The 24,138-nt window shown below is 62.2% G+C and carries 18 protein-coding genes; 4 read left to right on the top strand and 14 right to left on the bottom strand.

The window, feature by feature from the left end:
• Positions 1-432: 432 nt before the first annotated feature.
• From AB4Z15_RS24600 to AB4Z15_RS24590, 3 genes are read right to left on the bottom strand one after another with little or no spacing between them, the layout of a single operon-like run.
• Positions 433-4,089 (bottom strand): 1,4-alpha-glucan branching enzyme, encoded by a 3,657-nt coding sequence (locus tag AB4Z15_RS24600; protein WP_442019345.1) that lies wholly within the window; start codon positions 4,087-4,089, stop codon positions 433-435.
• Position 4,090: 1 nt separating this feature from the next.
• Complete coding sequence (gene treS / locus AB4Z15_RS24595) at positions 4,091-5,887, bottom strand: maltose alpha-D-glucosyltransferase (protein ID WP_442019344.1); 1,797 nt, start codon at positions 5,885-5,887, stop codon at positions 4,091-4,093.
• Positions 5,887-7,947, bottom strand: coding sequence for an alpha-1,4-glucan--maltose-1-phosphate maltosyltransferase (locus AB4Z15_RS24590; protein ID WP_442019347.1), 2,061 nt, complete (start codon positions 7,945-7,947; stop codon positions 5,887-5,889). Before AB4Z15_RS24590 ends, treS begins: the two co-directional genes overlap by 1 nt.
• Before the next feature lie 152 nt (positions 7,948-8,099).
• Here AB4Z15_RS24590 and glgP point away from each other — a divergent pair, with 152 nt between their 5' ends.
• Positions 8,100-10,724, top strand: a complete 2,625-nt coding sequence (gene glgP / locus AB4Z15_RS24585; RefSeq protein WP_442019343.1) for an alpha-glucan family phosphorylase — start codon at positions 8,100-8,102, stop codon at positions 10,722-10,724.
• 247 nt (positions 10,725-10,971) lie between these two features.
• On the opposite strand, the gene AB4Z15_RS24580 is transcribed toward glgP, so the two are convergent.
• From AB4Z15_RS24580 to glgX, 3 genes are read right to left on the bottom strand one after another with little or no spacing between them, the layout of a single operon-like run.
• Complete coding sequence (locus AB4Z15_RS24580; RefSeq protein WP_442019342.1) at positions 10,972-11,331, bottom strand: barstar family protein; 360 nt, start codon at positions 11,329-11,331, stop codon at positions 10,972-10,974.
• Positions 11,332-11,337: 6 nt separating this feature from the next.
• Positions 11,338-11,802, bottom strand: a complete 465-nt coding sequence (locus tag AB4Z15_RS24575) for a ribonuclease domain-containing protein (RefSeq protein WP_442019341.1) — start codon at positions 11,800-11,802, stop codon at positions 11,338-11,340.
• A 10-nt stretch (positions 11,803-11,812) separates the two neighbouring features.
• Positions 11,813-13,927 carry a glycogen debranching protein GlgX gene (gene glgX / locus AB4Z15_RS24570; protein ID WP_442019340.1) on the bottom strand — a complete coding sequence of 705 codons (2,115 nt, stop codon included), beginning with the start codon at positions 13,925-13,927 and terminating at the stop codon, positions 11,813-11,815.
• 238 nt (positions 13,928-14,165) lie between these two features.
• Between glgX and AB4Z15_RS24565 the strand changes: the two genes are divergently transcribed.
• A complete protein-coding gene (locus AB4Z15_RS24565) occupies positions 14,166-14,975 on the top strand; it encodes a carbon-nitrogen hydrolase family protein (protein ID WP_442019339.1) in 810 nt (269 codons plus the stop codon).
• A 428-nt stretch (positions 14,976-15,403) separates the two neighbouring features.
• On the opposite strand, the gene rlmB is transcribed toward AB4Z15_RS24565, so the two are convergent.
• The 6 genes from rlmB to AB4Z15_RS24535 all read right to left on the bottom strand — a co-directional run bounded on the left by rlmB (position 15,404) and on the right by AB4Z15_RS24535 (position 20,277).
• On the bottom strand, positions 15,404-16,393 hold the full coding sequence (gene rlmB / locus AB4Z15_RS24560; protein WP_442004785.1) for a 23S rRNA (guanosine(2251)-2'-O)-methyltransferase RlmB: 990 nt from the start codon (positions 16,391-16,393) through the stop codon (positions 15,404-15,406).
• Between the two features lie 79 nt (positions 16,394-16,472).
• On the bottom strand, positions 16,473-17,942 hold the full coding sequence (gene cysS / locus AB4Z15_RS24555) for a cysteine--tRNA ligase (RefSeq protein WP_442019338.1): 1,470 nt from the start codon (positions 17,940-17,942) through the stop codon (positions 16,473-16,475).
• A gap of 35 nt (positions 17,943-17,977) precedes the next feature.
• Positions 17,978-18,334, bottom strand: coding sequence for a hypothetical protein (locus AB4Z15_RS24550; RefSeq protein WP_442019337.1), 357 nt, complete (start codon positions 18,332-18,334; stop codon positions 17,978-17,980).
• Complete coding sequence (gene ispF / locus AB4Z15_RS24545) at positions 18,327-18,890, bottom strand: 2-C-methyl-D-erythritol 2,4-cyclodiphosphate synthase (RefSeq protein WP_442019336.1); 564 nt, start codon at positions 18,888-18,890, stop codon at positions 18,327-18,329. Before ispF ends, AB4Z15_RS24550 begins: the two co-directional genes overlap by 8 nt.
• Positions 18,890-19,672 carry a 2-C-methyl-D-erythritol 4-phosphate cytidylyltransferase gene (ispD, locus tag AB4Z15_RS24540; RefSeq protein ID WP_442019335.1) on the bottom strand — a complete coding sequence of 261 codons (783 nt, stop codon included), beginning with the start codon at positions 19,670-19,672 and terminating at the stop codon, positions 18,890-18,892. Before ispD ends, ispF begins: the two co-directional genes overlap by 1 nt.
• Positions 19,673-19,794: 122 nt before the next feature.
• Complete coding sequence (locus AB4Z15_RS24535; protein WP_011690592.1) at positions 19,795-20,277, bottom strand: CarD family transcriptional regulator; 483 nt, start codon at positions 20,275-20,277, stop codon at positions 19,795-19,797.
• Positions 20,278-20,570: 293 nt separating this feature from the next.
• Here AB4Z15_RS24535 and AB4Z15_RS24530 point away from each other — a divergent pair, with 293 nt between their 5' ends.
• Positions 20,571-21,128, top strand: coding sequence for a hypothetical protein (locus AB4Z15_RS24530; protein ID WP_442004801.1), 558 nt, complete (start codon positions 20,571-20,573; stop codon positions 21,126-21,128).
• 113 nt (positions 21,129-21,241) lie between these two features.
• Here the strand turns inward: AB4Z15_RS24530 and AB4Z15_RS24525 are convergent, their stop codons facing one another.
• Entirely contained in the window at positions 21,242-21,922 is a 681-nt protein-coding gene (locus AB4Z15_RS24525) for a response regulator transcription factor (protein ID WP_216921232.1), read from the bottom strand.
• 76 nt (positions 21,923-21,998) lie between these two features.
• Positions 21,999-23,237, bottom strand: a complete 1,239-nt coding sequence (locus tag AB4Z15_RS24520) for a sensor histidine kinase (protein WP_442019346.1) — start codon at positions 23,235-23,237, stop codon at positions 21,999-22,001.
• Positions 23,238-23,436: 199 nt separating this feature from the next.
• On the opposite strand from AB4Z15_RS24520, the gene phoU reads away from it, so the two are divergent.
• Complete coding sequence (gene phoU, locus AB4Z15_RS24515; protein ID WP_442019334.1) at positions 23,437-24,090, top strand: phosphate signaling complex protein PhoU; 654 nt, start codon at positions 23,437-23,439, stop codon at positions 24,088-24,090.
• Positions 24,091-24,138: the final 48 nt, after the last annotated feature.

Genomic DNA, 24,138 nt, shown 5'->3' with positions numbered 1-24,138 from the left:
CCTGGCCATAATTTCAACCAATCAATAAAACAATCGGCATCAACAAACTTGGCACACTATTGAGTTCTCAAACAACAGACACTAACCGGCACCACCAAAACCCCTAACAGGGCCACAGGATCGCTCCGGAGCAACTTTTCAAACTTACCGGCTGGATCTCTCGGAGTCAAATCGGCAAGCTTGACTTGATTTTTCCTTGCGGTTTCTTGTCAGCTTGGCGATCTCCACTCGGGGACCAGCGCGGGTACTAACTATACCCCTACTCAGCCGAGATGGCAAAGCCACTCAAAGAGGGGCACCTTGGCGCCACAACTACCCCGGAAACCCGGCTAAGCACCCAAACCCGACAACCCCCGGACGCAGTCAGGGAGCGTCCGGAGCATTGTTGCCCGGGACCCTCCCTGACCTTGAAGAACTGTTCGGCTTGAAGAACTACTCAGCCAGCGTGAACCAGGACGCGCCAAGCGGCGGGAGTGTTACGGTCAATGCCGCCGGCTGGCCGTCCGTTCCAGGTGAGGTGGCTTTCAGCGTTCCAGCGTTGATGACGCCCGAGCCACCGTAAGTCTCGGAATCGGTGTTCAGGACTTCAACCCACTCCCCTGCTTCCGGCACTCCCAGGATGTAATCGTTGTGCGGGCCTCCGGAGAAGTTCACTGCGCACACCAACGGCTTGCCATCGTGGTCCCAGCGAATGAAGGTCAGCACGTTGTGGTCGGCGTCTCCACCGTTGATCCACTGGAAGCCGGCAGGTTCGTTGTCGCGGACATGCAGTGCAGGCGTTGACTTGTAGAGGCCGTTAAGGTCACGGACCAGGAGTTGGAGTCCACGATGCGCCGGGATGTCAGCAAGGAACCAGTCGAGTCCGTACTGCTCTGACCACTCCGCTTCCTGGCCGAATTCGGTACCCATGAAAATGAGTTGCTTACCCGGGTGTGCCCACTGGTAGGCGAAGAAGGCGCGGAGGTTTGCCAGTTGCTGCCAGCGGTCACCGGGCATCTTGCGAAGCATCGATCCCTTGCCGTGGACTACTTCATCGTGGCTGATGGGCAGGAGGAAGTTCTCCGAGAAGGCGTAGACCATGGAGAACGTAATGGTGCCGTGGTGCCAGCGGCGGTTGATGGGGTCTTCGGAGATGTATTTCAGGGAGTCGTGCATCCACCCCATGTTCCATTTGAGGCCAAAGCCGAGCCCACCGTGGTTGGTGGGTGCCGTGACACCGGGGAATGCGGTGGATTCCTCGGCAATGGTGACCGCGCCAGGGTGCGTCTTGTAGACGGTGGCGTTCACCTCCTGCATGAAGGAAATTGCCTCGAGGTTCTCGCGGCCACCGAACTTGTTGGGACGCCACTGCCCTTCCTCGCGGGAGTAGTCGAGGTAGATCATGGAGGCCACGGCGTCCACGCGAAGTCCGTCAATGTGGAATTCTTCGAGCCAATACAGTGCGTTGGCAACGAGGAAGTTCCGCACCTCGGTGCGCCCGAAGTCGAAGATCAGTGTGCCCCAGTCCGGGTGTTCGCCCAGGTTGGGATCTGAGTGTTCGTACAGTGCCTCGCCGTCAAAGCGAGCCAGCGCCCACGAATCCTTGGGGAAGTGAGCCGGGACCCAGTCCAGCAGGACACCGATGCCTGCCTGATGCAGGGAGTCCACCAGGAAACGGAACTCGTCGGGGTGCCCGAACCTGGATGTCGGGGCAAAGTAGGACGTGACCTGGTAGCCCCAGGAACCACCGAAGGGGTGCTCTGCCACGGGCATGAATTCCACATGGGTGAAACCGAGCCACTTCACGTAGTCAACCAGTTCCTTGGCCAGCTCCTTGTAGCCCAAGCCAAGGCGCCAGGATCCCAGGTGCACTTCGTAGACACTCATGGGTGAGTTGTGCGGGTCCTTTTCTGCGCGCGCAGTCATCCACTCGGCGTCCTTGAAGCGGTAGCTGGAGTCCACCACGCGGGATGCGGTCAGTGGCGGAACTTCCGTGCCGAAGGCCAAGGGGTCAGCCTTTTCCAGCCAGTGCCCGGACTTGCTCAGGATCTCGTATTTGTAGCACGCCCCTGCTACAACCCCCGGAATGAAGACTTCCCAAACACCGGACGAGCCGAGGGAACGCATTGCGTGGCTACGGCCATCCCAGCCGTTGAAATCACCCTTGACCCGGACCGCCTGGGCGTTCGGGGCCCAGACAGCAAAGGAAACACCATCTACTTCGCTCAACGAAGAGCGGTAGTGCTGGATGTGGGCGCCAAGGACATCCCAGAGGCGCTCGTGCCGGCCTTCGCCGATGAGGTGCAGGTCCACCTCACCCACGGTAGGCAGGTAGTGGTACGGATCATCAATGGTGACCGGTTCCGCGTCGTACACCACTTCCAGCCGGTAGTCCGGAACATGGCCATGTTGCAGCGGATCCAGGACGACGGCCCAAATGCCGTTGGCCTCGTGCTCCATGGCAGTGCGTCCGGCCTCCGTCACCACCGTTACCGACTTGGCGAGGTGCTTCACGGTCCGGATGGTGACGTGGCCGTGATCGTCCAGGTGGGCGCCGAGCACGGAGTGTGGTGCGTGGTGGGCTCCAGCTGCCACGCGGGCCAAGGTCTCGGAGTCCACATGCAGGGGAACTCGCGGCCGTTCGGTGCGTGCAGAGCCTGTCATTTCATTACCTTCCGCTGTAGCCGCGGCGTGCTTGCCGCGGCTCGTGTTGTCGAGGATTTGCCGTGATGCGTTGACCGGAATGGACAGCCAGTCCGGCCGGTTCCGCAACTCATAGACCACCTCATATAAGGCCTTGTCCAGCCACAATGCCACAAAGAGTGGCGAGCGGCGGTCAATGGTTCCCGGCATGACTTCGCTGTAACCAGCCAGGAACGCGGTGGAGCAGTCGTCCGCCCATGCCGAGGGCACCTTGGCTTCGGCGTTCTCACGAACAGCGGCTCCTGCCGCGTAGTCGAAGGAGCGAAGCATTCCCACAACATCCCGCAAGGGGAGATCGGGAGTGTTGCGCTCGTTAATGGTCCTGAGGGGCTCGCCTTCGAAGTCCAGGATGGCCCACCGACCCGGTGCCCCATTCTTTCCGGGAACCTTGAGGATCTGGCCAAGGTGGAGGTCGCCGTGGACGCGCTGCAGCTGACCCACATCGCGGGGATGCAGCGTGGCAAGCAGCTCTTCGAGATTGGCCTCATAAGGCCCGACGGCGGAAGCCGCTTCCGCCCATGACTGGCGGACACGACGGGCGAGGGTCGCAATAATGTCGGCGCCCTGCGTTTGGCCATCCAGTGTGCCGAAAGTTTCCGCGAGCCTGGCGTGGACCGTTGCTGTTGCAGCACCGAGTTCGTGGGCCTCTTTGGTGAAATCGGCACCTGCTGCAGCGGCTTCGACAGCCAGCCTCCATGCATCCAGTCCCCCCAGCAGGAATTCATGGGCAACCGTGAGCTCGCCAGTGGCCGGACCGCTTGGGCCCTGGCCCTCCCAGGAACCCGTGATCCAGCCGAGCGTGGCCGGGACCTCGGTGGTCCCCGCCGCCGTCAGCGCGGCACCCAGCTCCACTTCGGGATTCCTGCCGGCCGCCAGCACGCGGAAGATCTTCACGATCGCCATTGAACCGCCGTCGTCAATGATGACGGACGTGTTGGACTGTTCCCCGGAAAGCACACGGACCGAGGTGGGCCCTTCCGGAAGGGCCACGCGGCCCCGCGTGAGATGGCCCGCGGCAAGACCGTCACCCACGGCACCCTCGCGCCGCATGAGATCCAACCACGCCGTAATGAACTCGGGGTCGTAGACGGCGTCGTACACCAGTCGCAGCCCTTGTTCCGGGTCCGTGACCTCCCCCAGCAAAGCTGTGGGGGCCTCCGGCAACGGCTGGCTTCTGAAGCTCAACGGGACCTGGACAACGTCGGTCCGGGGACCGCCGTCGGCCGTCCGATACGTGACGGCGAGCAGTTCAACCTGCAATCCGGCGCTACCTTCCGGGTATGGGAGGTTGAAGCCGCCAACACGCTCCAGCGCAAAGTCGGGACTCTTCACCGGGAACCAGCGTTTGGTGGGAAGCCAGCTCCGGAGAAGACTTTCGATCGAGGGGTTAAGTGTTCCCTTTTTCATCTCATCCTTTGGTCGACACCACGGGAATCGCCTGGGTAAATGGCGATGAGGGGTTGGAAAACGCAGAGCGCAGCCGCAGCCAATAGAAGTTGTGGCTACCCAGCATGACCGTCAGTTGGCCGTTGTCCCCCACAGGCGGGAATGTTTGGCCACCGAAAATGTCGCGGAAGCCTCTGCCCGCGAATTCGGGCAGATCCAGCGTGGCGGCCACGGGATGCTGAGAAAGGTTGAAGACGCACAGAATCGTCTCTGCGTCCTCGCCTTCAGGATTGCCCGCCGGCAGTTCCCGGACATAGGCCAGAACAACCTCGTTGTCGGCTTCGATGTGGCGGAAACCTCCCAGGCCGAACACAGGGTGGTTCCTTCGCACGCTGAGGATCTGCCGGGTCCATCGCAGCAGTGAGCCTGAATGCGCAGCCTCTGCTTCAACGTTGGCCATGCTGTAGTTGTAGACGAGGGACTGGATCACCGGCAGGTACAGCTTGCCCGGGTCCGCGCCTGAGAAACCCGCGTTCCTGTCCGGATTCCATTGCATGGGCGTGCGGACGGCGTCGCGGTCATCGAGCCAAATGTTATCCCCCATGCCGATCTCGTCCCCGTAATAGAGGAAGGGGCTACCCGGCAGGGAGAGCAGCAGCGCATTGATGAGCTCAATTTCAGCCCGGGAATTGTCAAGCAGCGGAGCCAGTCTCCGGCGAATACCAATGTTGGCGCGCATCCTGGGGTCAGGCGCGTACCAGCCAAGCATGGCGGCGCGATCGTCCGCGCTGACCATCTCCAAGGTGAGTTCATCGTGGTTTCGCAGGAACGTCCCCCACTGGGCGCCCTTGGGAATCTCCGGAGTTTCCCTCAGGGTCTGGATGATCGGAGCCGCCTTCTGGTCCCGGAGGGCGTAGTAAAGCCGGGGCATGATCGGAAAGTGGAAGGCCATGTGGCATTCCGGGGCTTCGTCGGTGCCGAAGTACTCCACAACCTCCTGGGGTGGCTGGTTTGCCTCGGCGATGATCACGCGTCCGGGGTAATTGGCATCCACCATCCGCCGCAGATCTTGCAGGAAAGCGTGGGTGGCCGGCAGGTTCTCGCAGTTGGTCCCTTCCTCCTCGAAGAGGTACGGAACGGCGTCGGCGCGGAAGCCATCGATTCCCTGGTCCAGCCAGAACCGGATCACGTCATAGAGCGCCTCGATGACTTTGGGGTTCTCGAAGTTCAGGTCCGGCTGGTGGCTGAAGAAGCGGTGCCAGAAAAATTGGCGCCGGATGGGGTCGAAGGTCCAGTTGGATTCCTCCGTGTCCACAAAGATGATGCGCGCATCCTGATATTTCTCATCCGTATCGCTCCAGACATAGAAATCGCCGTAGGGACCTGTTGGGTCCTTCCGGGATTCCTGGAACCACGGGTGCTGGTCCGAGGTGTGGTTCAGCGGGAGGTCGATGATCACCCGGACGCCGCGGGCGTGCGCCTCTGCCACCAGTCGCTTGAAGTCGCTGATGGTGCCAAACTCGTCCAGCACCGAGGTGTAGTCGGCAATGTCATAGCCGCCGTCACGCAACGGGGAATGGAAGAACGGCGGCAGCCAGAGGCAGTCAACGCCCAGCCACTGAAGATAGTCCAGTTTCTCGATCAAGCCGTGGAAGTCACCGGAGCCATCCCCGTTGGCATCCGCAAAGGCCCGCACCAGTACTTCGTAGAAGACTGCCTTGCGGTACCAGTGTGGATCATGCTGGAGACCGGGGGCATTCAGCTCGAAGGTGTTCTTCGGAGTGAAGTACTGGCTGGGGTTTTGCGGAGAAAAACTCACTAAGGCTGCCTCCGGATGCTCAGGATGTGTGCGGGCTCCACGTGCGCGTCGAGCCTGACGTAGTTGTGTTCACCCCACCACCAGCTCTGCCCGCTGATCAAGTCATCCACCAGGAACCGGCCGTCCTCGTTGAAGTCCGCAGGGTCCAGCTGAAGGGCAGCCAGGTCCAGGGAGACCGTGCTTTCGCGGGCGCTGTGCGGATCCACGTTGACCACGATGATCAAGGTGTCCTTCGTGCCGTCCGGCAGCGTCTTGTGCTTGGAGTAGACGATCGTTGCGTCATCGGTGCTGCTGTGCAACGTCAGGTTCTGCAGGTCGCCCAGGGCCAGGTGGTCCTTGCGGATGGTGTTGAGCCTGGTGATGTAGGGAGCCAACGTGCGGCCGGACGCGGCAGCGCCTTCCCAGTCCCTGGCCTTGTACTCGTACTTTTCGTTATCGATGTACTCTTCCGCACCTGGCCGTGCCACGTGTTCGTACAGCTCGTAGCCGGCGTACACGCCCCAGAGCGGGCTCGCCGTGGCAGCCAGGACAGCTCGGATGCGGAAGGCCGCGGGACCACCGTACTGGAGGTACTCCGTGAGGATGTCCGGCGTGTTTACAAAGAAGTTGGGCCGGAAGAAAGCTGCGCTCTCGTGGCTGACCTCATGGAAATACTGCTCCAGTTCAGTCTTGGTGTTCCGCCAGGTGAAGTAGGTGTAGGACTGCTGGAACCCTGCCCTGCCCAATGCGTGCATCATGGGTGGACGAGTGAAAGCCTCGGCCAGGAAAACTACCTCTGGGTTCTTTTTGTTGATCTTTCCAATCAACCATTCCCAGAACCAGACAGGCTTTGTGTGCGGATTGTCCACGCGGAAAATCTTCACGCCATGGCTGATCCACAACTGGACGATCCTCAGGATTTCCTTGGAAAGGCCTGCGGGATCGTTATCGAAGTTCAGGGGATAAATATCCTGGTATTTCTTTGGCGGGTTTTCGGCATAGGCGATGGACCCATCCACACGCGTGGTGAACCATTCCGGGTTTGACGTCACCCAGGGGTGGTCGGGGGCTGCCTGCAACGCCAAGTCCAGCGCCACTTCGAGTCCGAGCTCGCGGGCGTGGGCAACAAAAGCGTCAAAATCTTCAAAAGTGCCCAAATCAGGGTGAATGGCATCATGGCCACCGTCCTTGGAACCAATGGCCCACGGCGAACCCGGATCCTGCGGGCCCGGTGTCAGAGTGTTGTTGCGACCCTTGCGGTGCTGGAAACCGATCGGGTGAATGGGCGGCAGATAGATAACGTCAAAGCCCATCTCCGCAACCGCCTCAAGGCGCTTGGCTGCGGTGCGGAAGTTGCCCGAGGTCCAGATACCTGTGGCGTGATCCAAAACAGCGCCCTCGGAGCGGGGAAAGAACTCGTACCAGGAACCACGGCCAGCGAGGTCACGTTCCACCTGCAGCGGGAACGGCTCCGAAACCGTCACCAGCTCACGGATCGGAACGCGTCCGACGGCGGCCAGCACCTCTGGGCTGAAACCGGCGCCAAGGCGCTCCTCGGCAGATTTGGTGGTGTCGGCGAGGACGACTGAAGCGGCACGCAAGGTGCGCTTCTCCGCCGCGGTGCGACCGGCGTCGTCGTCGGCTGCTTCCGAAAGGAGGGCGGCGCCCTCGGCGAGCATCAACTCGATGTCAATGCCGGCGCCCACTTTGACTTCAGCGTTGTGGTGCCACGTTCCATAACGGTCGTGCCAAGCCTCAATGATGAAAGACCACGCGCCCGTGCCGGACGGCGACAGCAAACCCTCCCAGCGGTCCAGGCCTTTCCAGCGCTCATCCTTGGCCGGTGCCATGCGGACCCGCTGGCGCTCCTTGCCCTTGGGATCGAGCAGGACGGCGGAGACGCCGAGTTGATCATGTCCTTCACGAAAGACGGTCGCCCCGATGGCGAGATCCTCGCCCGGAAGGGCCTTCGCGGGGAACCGGCCACCCTCAACCACCGGCTGGACGGCCGTGATGGGGAACCGGCCGAAGCGAAGTCCGGCGGTGATGTCCGTTTTCGTCTTGGATTTCAAAGCGGTCATGGTTCGCGAGGTATTCGTCACAACCACGACGTTAGCGACAAAAATCCAAGAATGCTAAGCACACGAGCCATCTTCACGACGCAAGATGACTTTTACCTAAAAGAAACCCAAACAAGTTCCGACTGCCATGTGAGTCCGTTAGTGTGGCGCTCGTGAAGGCAATTCGAAGATTTACAGTCCGTACCGTCCTCCCTGAGCCCATTCGGCCCCTGGCCCGCTTGGCGACCAACTTGCGCTGGTCCTGGCACCGGCCGACCAGGGAGCTTTTTGCGAGCCTTAACCCGGCTCTTTGGGAGGCCGCGCAGCACGACCCCATCGCCCTCCTGGGGTCCATCAGCAGGGAGCAGTTGCAGGACCTGGCCAGCAACGGCGAAGTCGTTAACCGGGTACAGGAAGCTGCAGCCGATCTGGACCGCTACCTCAGCGAGCCCCGCTGGTACCAGGGCCTGGGTGAAGAAGCCCCGGCCTGCATCGCCTACTTCTCGCCGGAATTCGGCATCACCGAGGTTCTCCCCCAGTACTCCGGTGGCCTGGGCATCCTCGCTGGTGACCACCTCAAAGCCGCATCGGACCTCGGGGTGCCGTTGATCGGCGTCGGGCTCCTGTACCAGGCCGGCTACTTCAAGCAGTCGCTGTCCCGTGACGCCTGGCAGCAGGAAACGTACCCGGTACTGGACCCGGACGGCCTGCCGCTGACGCTTCTGCGCCAGCCCTCCAAGGACGGCGTTCCCGGCAAGCCCGTGCACATTTCGCTTCCGCTCCCCAACGGCCGCGAGCTGCACGCGCATGTTTGGCGTGCCGACGTCGGACGCGTTCCGCTGCTGCTGCTGGACTCCAACGTCCCCTCCAACGACGAAGCCGCGCGCGGCATCACCGACCGCCTGTACGGCGGTGGCGGCGATCACCGCCTCCAACAGGAACTGCTGCTGGGCATGGGCGGCGTCAAGGCCCTGCGCGTCTACCAGGAACTGACGGGCACCCCCGCACCGGAAGTCTTCCACACGAACGAAGGCCACGCAGGATTCCTGGGAATCGAACGCATCCAGGAAGCGATGTCCGACGCGACTGATCCCCTCACCTGGGACGAAGCCCTCGCTGCAGGACGTGCATCCACCGTCTTCACCACGCACACCCCCGTACCGGCAGGGATCGACCGTTTCGAGACCCTCCAGATCAAGCACTTCTTCGAAGCCGGGCTCGCCCCTGCTGTGCCTGTGGACCGGATCCTGGAACTCGGCCGGGAAAACTACGACGGCGGCAACCCCTCCGTCTTCAACATGGCCGTGATGGGCCTGCGCCTCGCCCAGCGCGCCAACGGCGTAGCCAAGCTGCACGGCGTGGTTTCGCGGGAAATGTTCTCCGGTCTGTGGCCCGGTTTCGACCACTCCGAAATCCCCATCACCTCCGTGACCAACGGCGTCCACGTCCCCACCTGGGTGGACCCGCGGATATCGACCCTGGCACGGCAACAATTCGGCCCAGAAGCCGAAGCCCTGGGCCGTTGGGACCTCGCCTACAACGTCAGTGACGAGGACGTCTGGAGCCTCCGCAAGCAACTGCGCACCCAGCTCGTCGAAGACGTCCGACGCAGGCTGCGTGCCTCATGGAAGACACGCGGCGCTGCCGACGCCGAGCTTGGCTGGACCGACAGCGTCCTGGATCCGGACGTGCTGACCATCGGCTTCGCCCGACGCGTGCCCACCTACAAGCGACTCACGCTCATGCTGCGCGACCCCGCACGCCTGAAGGCCCTGCTGCTGGACCCCAAACACCCCATCCAGTTGGTTATCGCAGGCAAATCCCACCCCGCAGACGACGCCGGCAAGAAAATGATTCAGGACCTCGTCCGGTTCACCGACGACCCCGAAGTGCGCCACCGGATCGTGTTCCTCCCGAACTACGACATCGCCATGGCCCGCACCCTCTTCCCCGGCTGCGACGTCTGGCTCAACAACCCACTGCGGCCGCTGGAAGCCTGCGGCACATCCGGGATGAAGGCAGCCATCAACGGCTCACTCAACCTCTCCGTCCTGGACGGCTGGTGGGACGAAATGTACGACGGCGAAAACGGCTGGGCAATCCCCACAGCCAACAACGGCGCATCCGCCGACGAACGCGACGACATCGAAGCTTCCGCACTCTACGAGCTGCTGGAAACCCAGGTAGCACCGCGCTTCTACGGAACCACCGTGGCCCAAGGCGCCGGGGCAGCAGGACCCTCCGAATCCAGCCGCGAAACCGTGCCCACCCACTGGGTGTCCATGATCAAGCACACCCTGGCGAACCTGGGTCCGGCAGTCTCAGCCGAACGCATGCTCCACGACTACGTCAACAACCTCTACTGCCCCGCAGCAGTAGCCGGGCGCAGGGCCACCGCAGAATCCTTCAAGGAAGCCAAGGAACTCGCGGCCTGGACCTCCAAGGTCCGCAGCGCCTGGCCCGAGGTCGTCGTGGAACACGTCGACTCCGTCGGGGTCTCCGAAGAACCCCAGGTCGGCGACACCCTGCAGGTCAACGCCTACGTGGCACTTCACAACCTGACACCCGACGACGTCTCCGTGGAAGTAGCCTTCGGACGCGCCGAAGAATCCGACGAGCTCGAGGACATCGTCGTAGCCGAACTCGAGTCCCTGGAAAACCTCGGCGGCGGACGCCACCTCTTCCACGGCGACCTGGTTATCAACCGCTCAGGCTCCTTCGGCTACACCGTCCGCGTGTTCCCGAAGCACTCGGCGCTGGCTTCCAAAGCTGAACTGGGGTTGATCGCGAACGCCTAGTCCGTCCTGTGTCCCAATCGGGTGACCCCGACCCTCCGCGTGTACCCCACCGTCCCCCTAGCCTCGCAAGCTCGGCCAGGGAACCCTGACGGTGTGGGCCCATTTTTGCGCTTTGACGCACGCTTCCGGGTCGGTGTCACCCGATTGGGTTTTGTCTGCCGTGCCGCGCGGTCAATTCCGCTTTTGTGGCGCCTCGTGTCCTTCGGGTTCTCGGAGGTCCTTGCAGGAGTGTGCGGTCTTTCGTTCTTTAATTTTCGAAGACGGCGATGACTGCGAGGTCGCGGCCTGCGTAGCGCTCTGCGTCCTGCAGGATTTCGCAGACTACGCCGAAGGAGCGGTCCGTGCGGTATGTCGCTGGTACTTGCCAGATCATCGTGACGGGAGTGCCGCCGTCGTCGGACAGGGCGTCCGCGAAGTCATGCAGGGAGTCATTGAGGGCGTCCAGGTTCACGCCGTAGTACTCCGGGAAGTCCAGGACCTGGGCGAAGACTTCCAGGACTGACTGCTTTGTTGCTGCCGGAGGGACCATCACGGTCCTGCGCCCTGCATCTGCTACCTGGTCCTGAAGTTCTTCGAGGGTCCAGGTGTCTGCGGAATAGATCTTCATGGGTTCCTACTTGCCTTCGACGATGAACTTGAACGAATCGTAGTGGTCTGCGGTGTAGTACTTCGCCGTGTCCTTGCCAACAATGATTCGGCGGGCGCCGCGGTTGGACGCACCAGGTGTTTCGACTGTGTATTCCTTGTAGAAGCCGCTGGATTTCTTGGGCAAGAGTCCTTCGAAGTTGCCGAAGTTTCCGTCGTCTTCCCGGTACGGGTACGGGCCGCCTTTCGCGATCAGGGCCAGCGTCTGTTGCCCTTCCTTGGGCAGCTGCGAGGCGTTGATGGTGGGCAGCGCAGAGGGGTTTGCCACGGACGGCGGCGTTGACGCGGAGCCAGGCTCCGCCGTCGTGGTTTGTGTGCTGAACGCTCCTTGAGGGGCTGTCAGCGGGCCGCCGCCCACCATTGCGACCACAAGCGCGACGACGGCAATCACCAGCGCTGCGAAGGCCAGCAGTTTACTGCTGCTCCGTTTCATGCAGGGGCTCCTAGGTGCGGTAAATGTTGATGGTGTTGGCTTGCAGGATATCCCGCTCGCCTGACGCCACCAGCGCACCCTTCCGGCGTTCATGCAGCACCGAGGTTGTGAACCGGAGTTCGAACATACGCTTGCCGATGCCCGTTTCACTGAGGATCTCGGGAAGCACCATCTTCACATCCTGGTTGCTGCCGTTCACCACGACCAAGCCGCGGATTTCGCTGTCCTCGTGCCCCATCAGGAGCTGGATGGAGCGCGCGTTGGGATCATTCCAACGCGCGGGCGTCATGCGCTTTCCCTTGTCGTCGAACCACTGCAGGCTGGAATCGTTAGTGTGGGCCGGGAAGTTCTCGGGCTGGTGGCGCAGGAACCACCGGCGGAGCCTCACAAGCTCCCTGGTGGTCTGGAACATGGCGTTGGCTTCCTGGGTACGGCTCCAATCCAGCCATGCCGTGGGATTGTCCTGGCAGTAAGCGTTGTTGTTGCCGTGCTGCGTGCGGCCCATCTCATCGCCGGCGGTGATCATGGGAACGCCAATGGACAGCAGCAAGGTAGCCATCAGGTTCCGGACGGAAAGTGCGCGGGCCGCCACGATTTCCTCGTTCTCGCTGCGGCCTTCAACGCCATGGTTGTAGCTGCGGTTGTCTCCGTGGCCATCGCGGTTCTGCTCGCCGTTGGCTTCGTTGTGCTTGCGGTCGTAGCTCACCAAGTCCTTGAGCGTGAAGCCGTCGTGTGCGGTGATGAAGTTGACAGAGGCCAAGCGCGTGCGGCCGGACGGCGCGAACAGGCTCGCCGAACCCGCCATCAATTCAGCCAACGACGCGACTGAGCCGCCTTGGCCGCCAGCCTCCATGGCAGCGCGATCGGAGAGCCAGAAGCGCCGGACGCCGTCGCGGAAATGATCGTTCCAATCGGACCATCCCTGTGGGAACCGCCCTGTCTGCCAGCCGCCGTAACCCACATCCCAGGGCTCGGCAATGAGCTTGACCTCTGACAGCACCGGATCCTCGGCAATGGCCCGCAGGAAGGGATGGTTGGGATCGAATTGGTTGCCAGCGTCCCGGCACAAGGTCACGGCGAGGTCAAAGCGGAAGCCGTCCACGTGGAAGTCGTTCACCCAGTACCTCAGGGAATCCAACGCGAGGTCCACCACCACGGGATCGCTGAAATCCAAGGTGTTGCCGCATCCAGTGGTATCCAGATAGCGCCCATGTGCATCGTGCCGGTAGTAACGCTTCTCCGCGAGGCCACGGAAACTCAACGCGGGCCCGTCCGGTCCGGCTTCCGCGGTGTGGTTGTAGACGACGTCCAGAAGGACCTCGATGCCGGCCGCGTGGAGCAACTTGATCATGCCCTTGAGCTCATCCTGCACGGCGTGGGGGCCCGCGTTCCGCGCAGCCTCCGAAGCGTAGTCCGAGTGAGGGGCGAAGAAGGCAGCAGTGTTGTAGCCCCAGTAGTTCGTCATGCCCAAGTCCTGGAGGTGGGACTCGTCCAGGTGGAAGTGGATAGGCAGGAGTTGCACGGCAGTGATCCCGAGCTCGGTCAGATGCTGGATCATCACGGGGTGTGCCATCCCGGCATACGTACCGCGGAGGTGCTCCGGGATATCCGGGTGAAGCATCGTCTGACCACGGACGTGGGCCTCGTAGATCACCGACGTACGCATCGGCGTCCGGGGCGGCGCGTCGTCCCCCCAGTCGAAATCCGTTGCCATGTGGACACTCGTGAGGAATTCGCCCCGCTGATCCACAGCACGACCATAGGGATCCAGCAACAGTGACTGTTCGCCGTCGTCATCAACATCCAGTGCCGGTACTGACATCGGCAGCCCGCCCTCAGCTGGAGCGGCGCGGAAACCGTAGCGTGTGCCCGGCGGCATGCCGCTGACGATGCCAAAGTGCACACCATCCTCCAGGTTGGGGAGGGTGTGAACCCGCCAACCATCACCCGGTGCCTGGTACGCCACTTCAACGCGTTCCAGGTCGGGTGCAAACACTGCAACGTTCACGTTGTCTGTCTGCTGGGTGACGGCATCAAAGAAGTCGGGCTGGGGCTTGCTCAGTCCGAAGGGCCTGGGGCGCGATGCATCCAGGGCGGCTGCTGGGTCCAAAATAGGCATAACCATTGCTTGCAAGTTTAGTTCCATACAGGATGAGTGCTGAGTCAGCCTCCCGTGTGACGGCGCCCACCACGTCAAATTTCCGGGACGTACCGGCAGCGGCCGTCGTTCCGGGCCGCTCACGTGCTGGAACGCTTTTCCGGGGCAACAGCACATTCGTATCGGCTCCCCCGAATGTGTCGCTGCGGCTGTAGGTTGACTGCAGCCTTGCCATACTGGGACTGACAGAACTGGAGGTTCAATCGTGCGCGTTGCACTCGCTCAAGTCATCACCGGCCGGGACCTGGCTGACAATCTGCGGCTTCTGGAAGAGTACGCCCGCCGCGCCAAAGATGGCGGCGCGGAGCTTGTTGTTTTCCCCGAAGCAATGATGCGCGCGTTCGGTAACTCCCTGCTGGATATCGCCGAACCTCTTGACGGCCCCTGGGCAAGCCGGGTGCGCGAGCTCGCCAACGAATTGCAGCTGGTGATCGTGGCCGGCATGTTCACGCCCGGCTCTGCTTCGGATTCCGGCGGGCGCCGCGTGCGGAACACTCTCATGGTCACAGGCCCCGGCGTGGAGACCAGCTACGACAAGATCCACCTCTTCGACGCGTTCGGCTTCGCGGAGTCGGACACGGTTGAGGCGGGAACAGACCCAGTGACGTTCGACGTCGGCGGCGTCACCTTTGGTTTGGCCACTTGCTACGACATCCGTTTCCCGGCACTGTTCACAGCCAACGCGTTGCGCGGTGCCGTGGTGAACATCGTGGCGGCATCGTGGGGAGCCGGACCGGGCAAGGCCGATCAATGGCAGCTCCTGTCCCGCGCCCGGGCGGTGGATACCACCACGTTCGTGCTTGCCTGTGGCCAAGGAGATCCTGCTACGCAAGGTGCTGAGGTCAAGGGTGCCGCGCCCACAGGAGTGGGGTACTCCGCTGTCGTGTCCCCCTTCGGGCAAGTCCTGGAAGCCCTCGACGGCGAACCTGGCCTCCTCTTCGCCGACCTCGACCCCGCCGTGGTGGAAGAAGCCCGCCAGAAGCTCCCGGTCCTGGCCAACCGCCGCGACTTCTGACGTTCTCTCACATCCTGCGGCTTCTGGGCCGATCTTCTCTCACATCCTGCGGCTCCTGGCCGGACCTTCTCTCACATCCGCCCAAAGGGGACCGGACCCCCCGCGCCCGCGCCGGGTGCCGCCGTCGTCGTCATTCCTGAAGAACAGCAAACGCTCCCCCACGATGACGACGTGAGAGAGCGCTTGCCGAAACGGTCAGGAAGTGAACGAGCATCCGTAAAAAACCCGCGGGAAGCGATAGAGCATCCGTCAAAAAGCCGCGGGAAGTGAGAGAGCATCCGTAAAAAACCCGCGGGAAGTGAGAGAGGATCCAAAGGCGGCGCTGGCGGCATCCGGAAGCGTGCGTCAAAGCGACGAAGGAGCAGCACGCGGAGGATGGCGCTTGCGCCGCCTCGCGGACTAGATTGCGCCGCCTCGGCGGACTTGCGCTAGCTTGCGCGCTGCCTCGACACCTCGTACAGCGAGATACCCACGGCCATGGATGCGTTGAGCGACTCCATGGCGGAGTCGATCGGGATCGAGACGATTTGGTCGCAGTTTTCGCGGACGAGCCGGCTCAGGCCCTTGCCTTCTGAGCCGACCACGATGCAAACGGGCTCGGTGGCTACCGTGAGGTCGGGCAGTGAGACGTCGCCGTCGCCGTCCAGGCCGAGGACGTAGATGCCCATGTTCTTGAACTGCTTGAGGGCGTTGTTCAGGTTGGACGCGCGGGCCACGGGTACGCGGACTGCTGCGCCGGCACTGGTCTTCCATGCCGATGCCGTGACGCCGACGGACCGGCGCTCGGGAACGATGACACCGTGGCCACTGAACGCGGAGACTGAGCGGATGATCGCACCGAGGTTGCGGGGATCGGTAATGCCATCGAGGGCAACGAAGATCGGGGCGTTGGAGATGTGCCCCTTCTTCCACTTGGCGATGGTGGTCTCGGCGAGGTCGTAAGCGTCCTCGTACTCGTACGGCGGGATCTGCAGGACCAGGCCCTGGTGGACTGCGTCCTCGGTCATGCGGTCCAGTTCGGGCTTGCCAGTTTCGAGGAGCGGGATGCCGCGCTCTGCTGCAAGCTTGAGGGACTCCTTGACGCGGTCATCCATTTCGATGCGGATCGCAACGTGGAGGGCCTTGGCGGGGATGCCGGCGCGCAGCGCTTCCACTACCGAGTTGCGCCCAGTGACCAGCTCTTCAGTTGCGCGACCCTTGGGGCCGGAGCGGGCGCCGGTACCCGGGCGTGCCGGACCGCGCTTAGCGGCCGAACGCTCCGAAAGCTGCTTGTTCTTGTACGCCTTGTGGTAGGTCCGCTCCTCGGCCTTAGGGGTTGGCCCCTTGCCTTCGAGGGCCTTGCGACCGTGGCCTCCGGTACCCGTGGAGGGGCCCTTCTTGCTCTTGCGGATTGCACCCGGGCGACCGTGGTTGGCCATTCTGTCCACCTTGCTTGAAATTAATGAGTCTGCATTCCAGTCTACTGACCCAATGCAATTCGGCGGTGGCGGCGGTTTGTCAGTCGCGTTTCAGGCTCCACGTAGCGCCTTCCGCACCATCTTCGACGACGACCCCGGCGGCCGCGAGGGTGTCGCGTATGGCGTCGGACGCGGCCCAGTCTTTGTTGGCTCTGGCGGCGGCGCGCGCCTCGAGTTGTGCTTCCACCAAAATCTCCAGTGCGGCATGTTCGCGGCTTTGCACGGCCTCCGGGCGCTTCACGGAATCCAGGCCAAGGACATTTGTCATGGCGTGGACGCTGGAGAGGGCGTCCTTGACGGCGCCCAGGTCGCCGGCGGCCAAGGCTGTGTTGCCCGCCCGAACGGTCTCGTGCAGCACACCCAGCGCCTGCGGGACGTTGAGGTCGTCGTCCATAGCAGCCACGAAGGCGGTGGGCATCGCGGCCTGGGCACCCTCGGTGTAGCTCGTCGGCTCACCGACCTGCTGCCCCACCTTCGCCGCGGCCTTGGCAATGAAGCCATCAATACGTTCGACGGCGGCGGCTGCTTCCTGAAGCGACGTAGGCCGGTAGTCCAGCACCGAACGGTAGTGGGCCTGCCCAAGGTAATACCGGACCACCCGGGGCGAGGCCAACTCAAGCATTTCGGCGGGACTCACCGTGTTGCCGATGGACTTGGACATCTTTTCGCCCTCGTAGGTGACCATGCCGTTGTGCATCCAGAAATTGGCGAATTCGTCGCCTGCAGCCTGGGACTGGGCCATCTCGTTTTCGTGGTGCGGGAAGCGGAGGTCCAGTCCCCCACCATGGATGTCGAAGCGCGTGCCCAGATATTTGGTGACCATGGCGGAGCATTCGAGGTGCCATCCGGGTCGTCCCGCTCCCCAAGGGGATTCCCATTTGGCGGTGACGGGTTCGCCGTCCTTGTAACCCTTCCACAGCGCGAAGTCGCGCGCATCGCGCTTGCCGCGGGGGTCGGCGTCGGGCGCTCCCTGCATGTCATCAATGTTCTGCCGCGTCAGCGAACCGTACTTGCTCCAGGAGCGGACGTCGAAATAGACGTCTCCCGAGTCGTCCAGTGCGGGGTAGGCATGGCCGCGGTCGATCAGCCGCTGGATCAGCGCGTGCATTTCCGGAATGTGCCCGGTGGCACGGGGCTCGTACGTCGGCCGCTGGACGCCGAGGGATTCGTAGGCGTTCTCGAATTCCTGCTCGTAGCGGTAAGCCAAAGCCCACCACTCCTCGTCTTTCCGCGCCGTCGGCTCGGCAGCCCAATCGGGGCCGAAGGATTGCTCGGACTTGGCCAGGATTTTGTCGTCGATGTCCGTGACGTTGCGGACTACTGTGACGCGGAGGCCACGGAATTCGAGCCAGCGGGTCAGTTGATCAAACGCGATTGCGGACCTGACGTGCCCAACGTGCGGCATGCCCTGGACAGTAGCCCCGCAGTAGTACACGCTGGCCTTGCCCTGTTCGAGGGGAACGAAGTCGCGGACTTCGGCGGAGGCGGTGTCATAGAAGCGCAGGGTCACCGCTCCAGATTAGCCGATGACGCGGCGTGACTTGCCTACTTGCAGTACTCGCCGATTTTGTTGAAATGCACGGTCAGCTGTTGTTGCTGTTCCTGAGTGGTTGCTCCCAGCGAGGAAGCCGCCGCTTTGTCCATGATGGCGGCCATCTCCTTGATGGGATCGCCGATTTCCGGAGCCAGCTTGTCCGCGATCTCGTGATAGTGGGCAGCGATCTGCTTGGACTGCTGCTGTTGGTTGCCGTCGGGCTTGAAGGTGTCACTGTTGAGAAACTCGCAACTGGCCTTCACATCCATCTTCGGCGTCCCTGCACAGCCGCCAAGCAGGAGCGCAGCAGCCACACTCGCGGACAAGAGTACGGCGGAACGCACGACGCCGGAACGCACCTTAGTCATTCAGCCCACCTTCAGTGGAACCGGGCTGGGTTTCTCCTTGGACGGGATAGACGAGGGCGGTGGCAATCGCAGAAATCCCCTCGCCGCGGCCAGTAAATCCCAAACCATCGCTGGTGGTGGCTGTGACGCTGACTGGTGCGTTCGCGGCTTCGGTTAGGACCCTTTGAGATTCTTCGCGGCGGGGGCCGAACTTGGGGCGGTTGGCTACAAATTGGACGGCGACATTGCCGATCTCGAACCCTGCGGCCCTGACTATCCGCGCAGCCTCACAGAGTAGCTTTACCCCGGAGGCACCAGCGAACTCGGGGCGGTCAGTTCCGAAATGGGTGCCAAGGTCACCAATTCCACACGCGGAAAACAGGGCGTCGGCAGCCGCATGGGCGACGCAATCGCCGTCGGAATGTCCTGACAGCCCCTGCTCGCCTTCCCAAAAGAGGCCACCCAACCAGAGCGGCTGGGGATCGTTCTCCGGTGCGAATGCGTGCACGTCGACGCCGATTCCGGTACGAGGCAGGACCAGGTGTCCGGGAAGGCCTGCAGCTTGCGGAGCCGCCATCAGCCTTCCACCCAGCGCATTCCGAGAGGGCCCTCAAGGAGGCCTTCGGCAATGATGAGATCCAGGGGCGTAGTGATCTTCAGCGACTGGCTGGCCCCGCGGACTGCGTGGACCGGAACGCCCAGAAGCTCAACCAGCATGGCGTCATCGGTGACTGCGGCGGCCTGCTTGTCATCAAAGAGCTCGGCAGCGTCGTGCGCGCGGCGCAACGTTGCGAGGTCGAAGCCCTGCGGTGTCTGAACTGCCCTGAGCTGTTCCCGGGGTGCTGTTCCCGTGACAACTTCCGGGGCGATGCCGGAGTCCGAAGCGCTGGTCTGGGCCACGGTCTTGATGGTGTCCACCACAGGCATGGCCGGAATGACGGCCTTGGCGCCGGAAGCCAAAGCATCGGCTACGCGCTGGAATACGCGCTCGGGGGTCAGTGCGCGGGCTGCGTCATGGACGAGCACGGCTTCGGTGCCGTCTTCCAAAGCAGCCAAAGCAGCGCGGACGGAGTCAGCACGGGTGGACCCGCCGTCGACGACGGTTATTTCAGGGCCACCATCTACCAGTTCAACGGTGAACCCGGCAATCAGTTGGCGGAGTTCCGCATCCCCCTTGGGCACTGCAACGCAGATCTGGCGCGCAACATCGGCAGCGACAACGCCACGAAGGGCGTGCATCAGGATGGTTTCACCACCGAGAGGAACTTTGGCTTTGGGCATGCCGTAGCCGAGGCGCTCGCCCGAGCCGGCAGCCACCACGATCACCGCCGTAACAGCGCGTTTGGAAGGAATACTCATGCGCCCAAGGTTACTGGGAAACTACTTGAAAATGCCTCAAGATACTTGATCATCAAGTACCTCTGGGTACTTTGTGGCAAAAAGAAACCCGGCGGCGCTTTCGCACCACCGGGTATCAATTCTTAGGAAGCCAAGACCTCGTCAAGAACGCTTGCTGCCTTCTCTTCGTCTGTCTTCTCAGCCAGGGCCAGTTCTGAAATCAGAATCTGCCGCGCCTTGGCCAGCATGCGCTTCTCACCTGCGGAAAGGCCGCGATCGTGATCACGACGCCAAAGATCGCGAACGACCTCCGCCACCTTGATGACATCGCCCGAAGCAAGCTTCTCCAGGTTTGCCTTGTAACGACGTGACCAGTTGGTAGGCTCCTCAGTGAACTCGGCGCGGAGAACGTCAAATACGTGCTCCAAGCCTTCTTTGCCCACTACGTCCCTGACCCCAACAAGGTCAACGTTCTCTGCTGGAACTTCAATGGTCAGATCACCCTGAGCCACCTTTAGCTTGAGATACATCTTCTCTTCGCCCTTGATGGTGCGCATCTTGATTTCCTCAATTTTTGCTGCACCGTGGTGAGGGTAAACTACTGTCTCGCCGACCTCAAAAACCATGTGGACTTTCCCCTTTCCCGCAGACTAGTCTATCACGATTAAGGCATACGACTGGCACCCGACGGGGCCTCCAGCCGCGCCAATAAAGGGAAATAGGCCCCAAACGAGCTCGCGATACCCCTTGACGTGAGCCAGGAAAGATGCTTCACGGAAGCAAGCTGCGCGCCGGATCTTCCCGGTCGCGTTCGCCACAATGCCTTCTCGAATCCTTATTTCGGCCGCTTTGCCGATAGGCTATGGCTGAAAAGTGTTCCAATGACTCTTGAGGAGTAGGTGTCGTGCGCATTACTGCGATGAACCCTGTCCAGCGCGGCAAGCTGGCAATTGCGGCGGCTGCAATCGGCGTCGGTCTTCTGTCCGTTACCGGCTGTGGCTTCGTCAACGCCCAGCAGACTTCCCACCAGTACTCAGCATCGGACGGGATCAGAGCAGATCTCGGCCAGCTGCAGTTGCGCAACATGCTGATCGTCGCTTCCGGCGAGAACCAGCCCGGCCGCGTGATCGGCGCAGTGTTTAACAAGTCCAACTCGGATGCAACCCTGACCATCAGTGGTGCAAATGGGGCCCAGACGGAAATTCCCGTCAAGGCGAACTCGGAGACGTACCTGAATAGCGAATCCGACGCCGCGGTCCTTAGCTCCGCCGGCACCAAGCCCGGTGGACTGAGCCCGGTAACCATTCGCAGCGGTTCGGACACCGCAAAAATCAACGTTCCCGTAGTTGATGGCACGCTCCCGGAGTACAAGGAATACCTGCCCTCCTCAAGCGCCTCGGCAACCCCGTCTTCGACTTCCACGGCAACGTCGACTGCGACGCCGACGGCCACCGAATCTGCAGCTGCCGGCCACTAGCAGGCGGCGAGCTACAAGCAAGACAACAAAAGGAAGGGTTCCGCTGCGGCGGAACCCTTCCTTCGTCGTTGTCTGCCGTCAGTCTGCTGACTAAAGGCCGGCCGACTGAAGCTTTACGGCTCGAACTTGTAGCCCAGTCCACGCACCGTCACCAGGTACCTCGGAACGGACGGATCCGGCTCAATCTTGCTGCGCAGGCGCTTTACGTGGACATCAAGGGTCTTGGTATCGCCTACGTAGTCTGAACCCCACACGCGGTCGATCAGCTGGCCCCGGGTCAGCACACGCCCGGAATTGCGGAGCAGCATTTCAAGGAGTTCAAATTCCTTCAACGGCAGTGATACCTGTTCGCCGTTTACGCTCACCACGTGGCGCTCAATATCCATGCGGACGGGTCCGGCCTGCACGGTGGAGGTGATCAGCTCTTCGGGTTCACCCTGCCGGCGGAGCACTGCACGCACCCGCGCTACGAGTTCGCGTGAGGAGTACGGCTTGGTGACGTAATCGTCTGCACCCAGCTCCAGGCCAACCACTTTGTCGATCTCCGAGTCCTTGGCGGTCAGCATGATCACCGGCACGCTGGAACGCTGGCGCAGTTGACGGCACACCTCCGTGCCCGGCGTTCCAGGCAGCTGGAGATCCAGCAGGACGAGGTCGGCCCCATTCCGGTCGAATTCCACCAAGGCGTCGGTGCCGTTATCCACTACCTCGACGTCGAAACCCTCTTTGCCCAAAAGGTAGGACAGGGGGTCGCTGAAGGACTCTTCGTCCTCCACTATCAAAATCCTGCTCAAGCGCTGGCTCCTTGCTCTTGGGCGCCGCCGGCGCCCCTTGTTGATTCCCGTGATGCGGTTGTTTCGCGTGATGCGGTTAATTCGCGTGATGCGGTTGCTGAGTCGCGTGGTGGGTTTCGACGGCGGCACCCCCCGCTGGTAGCTCCGGGGACTCAGCAGTGGACGCAGCATGAGCCGGGAGGCCGGCGTCGTCGTCCTGGCCTTCCATCTCGGGCAACCGGATGGTGAACGTTGAGCCTTGACCAGGCTGGGACCACACGGTGACCTCGCCACCATGGTTGGACACAACATGCTTAACGATGCTGAGGCCCAGGCCGGTGCCACCGGTATGCCTGGAGCGTGCAGCATCCACCCGGTAGAAGCGTTCGAAGACGCGTTCCTGGTCCTCCGGTGTGAGGCCCTCGCCCTGGTCCGTGACTGAAATAGCCACGACCCCCTCCCGCGTCCGGACTCCAACGCCCACGCGGGTGTTCTCCGGCGAGTAGCGGATGGCGTTGTCGATCAGGTTGCGCAGGGCGGTAACCAGCAGGTCCCTGTCACCGAACACCAGGGAATCTGAATGGCCACCCACCAGGATCTGGATATTCTTGCTCTCGGCCGGGAGCTGCGAGCGGTCCACTGCCTCGGTAATCACAGTGTTGATGTCCACCGTGTGGCCCTGCTGGGCAACATTTGCGCCCTGAAGCCGGGAAAGCTCAATGATGTCCTGGACCAGTGCTGCGAGGCGTCCGGATTCTTTATGCATGCGCTTGGCGAAGCGGCGAACCGCTTCCTCATCGTCAGGCGAGGCTTCCAGTGCCTCGGCCAACAGCGAAATAGCGCCCACCGGTGTCTTGAGTTCATGGGAAACGTTGGCCACGAAGTCGTTGCGGATCTCCTCCGTCCGGGTGATCTCGGTACGGTCGTCGGCCAGGAGCACGATGTACTCCCAACCCAACATGGCTGCCCGCACTTGGACCACGATGGTGCCCTTGCCGAGCGGGCCGCGGGGAAGTTCGTATTGTTGCTCCAGGATCACGCCATCGCGGCGTACCTTTGCGGTCATGTCCAGGAGCTGCTTGTGAACCACCGTGTGGCCGCGGACCAGGCCGTAGGCATACGCTGCCGGACTCGCGCGGACCACGCCATCGATCGCATCGACCACCACAAACGCGCGGCCGACGACGGCAAGCACCTCCGCTGCACCTTCCGGAAGCAGGGGCTCGGTAACATCCAGGTCGACGATCCTGCGCTGCCGCTCGCTGATCCTGAAAGCGAGCATGCCAAAGACGCCCAGTGACAGGCCAACCAAGCCTGCAACGACACCTATAAGCAACGGATCCACGTGTCCAGCTTATGCTCTTGAATCTCGCCAAAGTGTTGATCCGATGCCAAACGGGGGCGGTTCAACTAACGTTCATCTAAAGGTGCGCAACCGTTCACTGGCTGCTGACACAGTTACTGGTTGGACTGCCAATGGTATTTGAAATCCGCGCCCCACCATGGGACAGGATTTCCAAGGAAAGGACGCCTTAGTGCGCAAGGTTTTTCAGGAGGAGCTCACCCAGGTCGGTGACGACCTCGTCGAGATTTCCAAACTGGTTCACGAAGCAATCACGAAGGCCACTACGGCCTTCGAAGGCGCCGACGTCGATCTTGCCCAGGACGTCATCGCTGCAGACGCACGCATCGACTTCCTGCAGAACAGCCTCGACGAACGTGCGATCGACATCCTGGCATTGCAGGGCCCCGTTGCCAGCGACCTCCGCATGATTGTTGGTTCGCTCCGCATGAGCGCATCGCTGGAGCGGATGGGTGACCTCGCCCGCCACGTAGCGCAGCTGGCCCGCCTCCGCTACCCCGCCACCGTCATTCCGGCGCCGCTGACCCAGACCTTCAAAGCGATGGCCCAGCACGACATCGACATCACGGCCAAGGTCATCGAACTCCTCGAGACCCGCAACCTTGAGGTGGCCCGGGACATCCTCAAGATCAACATCGCCGTGGACGACCTCCACCTCAGCGTCTTCAAGGCGATCGCTTCCCCGGACTGGAACGAAACTGCCTCCACCACCGTGGACGTGGCCTTGGCCAGCCGCTACTTCGAGCGCTTCGCCGACCACGGCGTCTCCGTTGCCCGCAAGGTCACGTACCTCGTCACGGGCGAATGGCAGCCTGAGGGCTTCTAGCAGCTTCCCAGCAACGTAAACAGCGACGGCGGCCGGTCACCAAAGGTG

It is taken from the genome of Paenarthrobacter sp. 2TAF44, from assembly GCF_052114885.1.
GTDB lineage: Bacteria > Actinomycetota > Actinomycetes > Actinomycetales > Micrococcaceae > Arthrobacter.
This window is presented reverse-complemented; position numbering and strand designations above follow the sequence as displayed.

Excerpts from the sequence above, each read along its gene's own strand:
- AB4Z15_RS24600 (WP_442019345.1), bottom strand. The coding sequence starts at position 4,089 with ATGAAAAAGGGAACACTTAACCCCTCGATCGAAAGTCTTCTCCGGAGC.
- AB4Z15_RS24590 (WP_442019347.1), bottom strand. The coding sequence starts at position 7,947 with ATGACCGCTTTGAAATCCAAGACGAAAACGGACATCACCGCCGGACTT.
- AB4Z15_RS24580 (WP_442019342.1), bottom strand. The coding sequence starts at position 11,331 with ATGAAGATCTATTCCGCAGACACCTGGACCCTCGAAGAACTTCAGGAC.
- AB4Z15_RS24575 (WP_442019341.1), bottom strand. The coding sequence starts at position 11,802 with ATGAAACGGAGCAGCAGTAAACTGCTGGCCTTCGCAGCGCTGGTGATT.
- glgX (WP_442019340.1), bottom strand. The coding sequence starts at position 13,927 with ATGGTTATGCCTATTTTGGACCCAGCAGCCGCCCTGGATGCATCGCGC.
- rlmB (WP_442004785.1), bottom strand. The coding sequence starts at position 16,393 with ATGGCCAACCACGGTCGCCCGGGTGCAATCCGCAAGAGCAAGAAGGGC.
- AB4Z15_RS24550 (WP_442019337.1), bottom strand. The coding sequence starts at position 18,334 with ATGACTAAGGTGCGTTCCGGCGTCGTGCGTTCCGCCGTACTCTTGTCC.
- ispF (WP_442019336.1), bottom strand. The coding sequence starts at position 18,890 with ATGGCGGCTCCGCAAGCTGCAGGCCTTCCCGGACACCTGGTCCTGCCT.
- ispD (WP_442019335.1), bottom strand. The coding sequence starts at position 19,672 with ATGAGTATTCCTTCCAAACGCGCTGTTACGGCGGTGATCGTGGTGGCT.
- AB4Z15_RS24535 (WP_011690592.1), bottom strand. The coding sequence starts at position 20,277 with ATGGTTTTTGAGGTCGGCGAGACAGTAGTTTACCCTCACCACGGTGCA.
- AB4Z15_RS24530 (WP_442004801.1), top strand. The coding sequence starts at position 20,571 with ATGAACCCTGTCCAGCGCGGCAAGCTGGCAATTGCGGCGGCTGCAATC.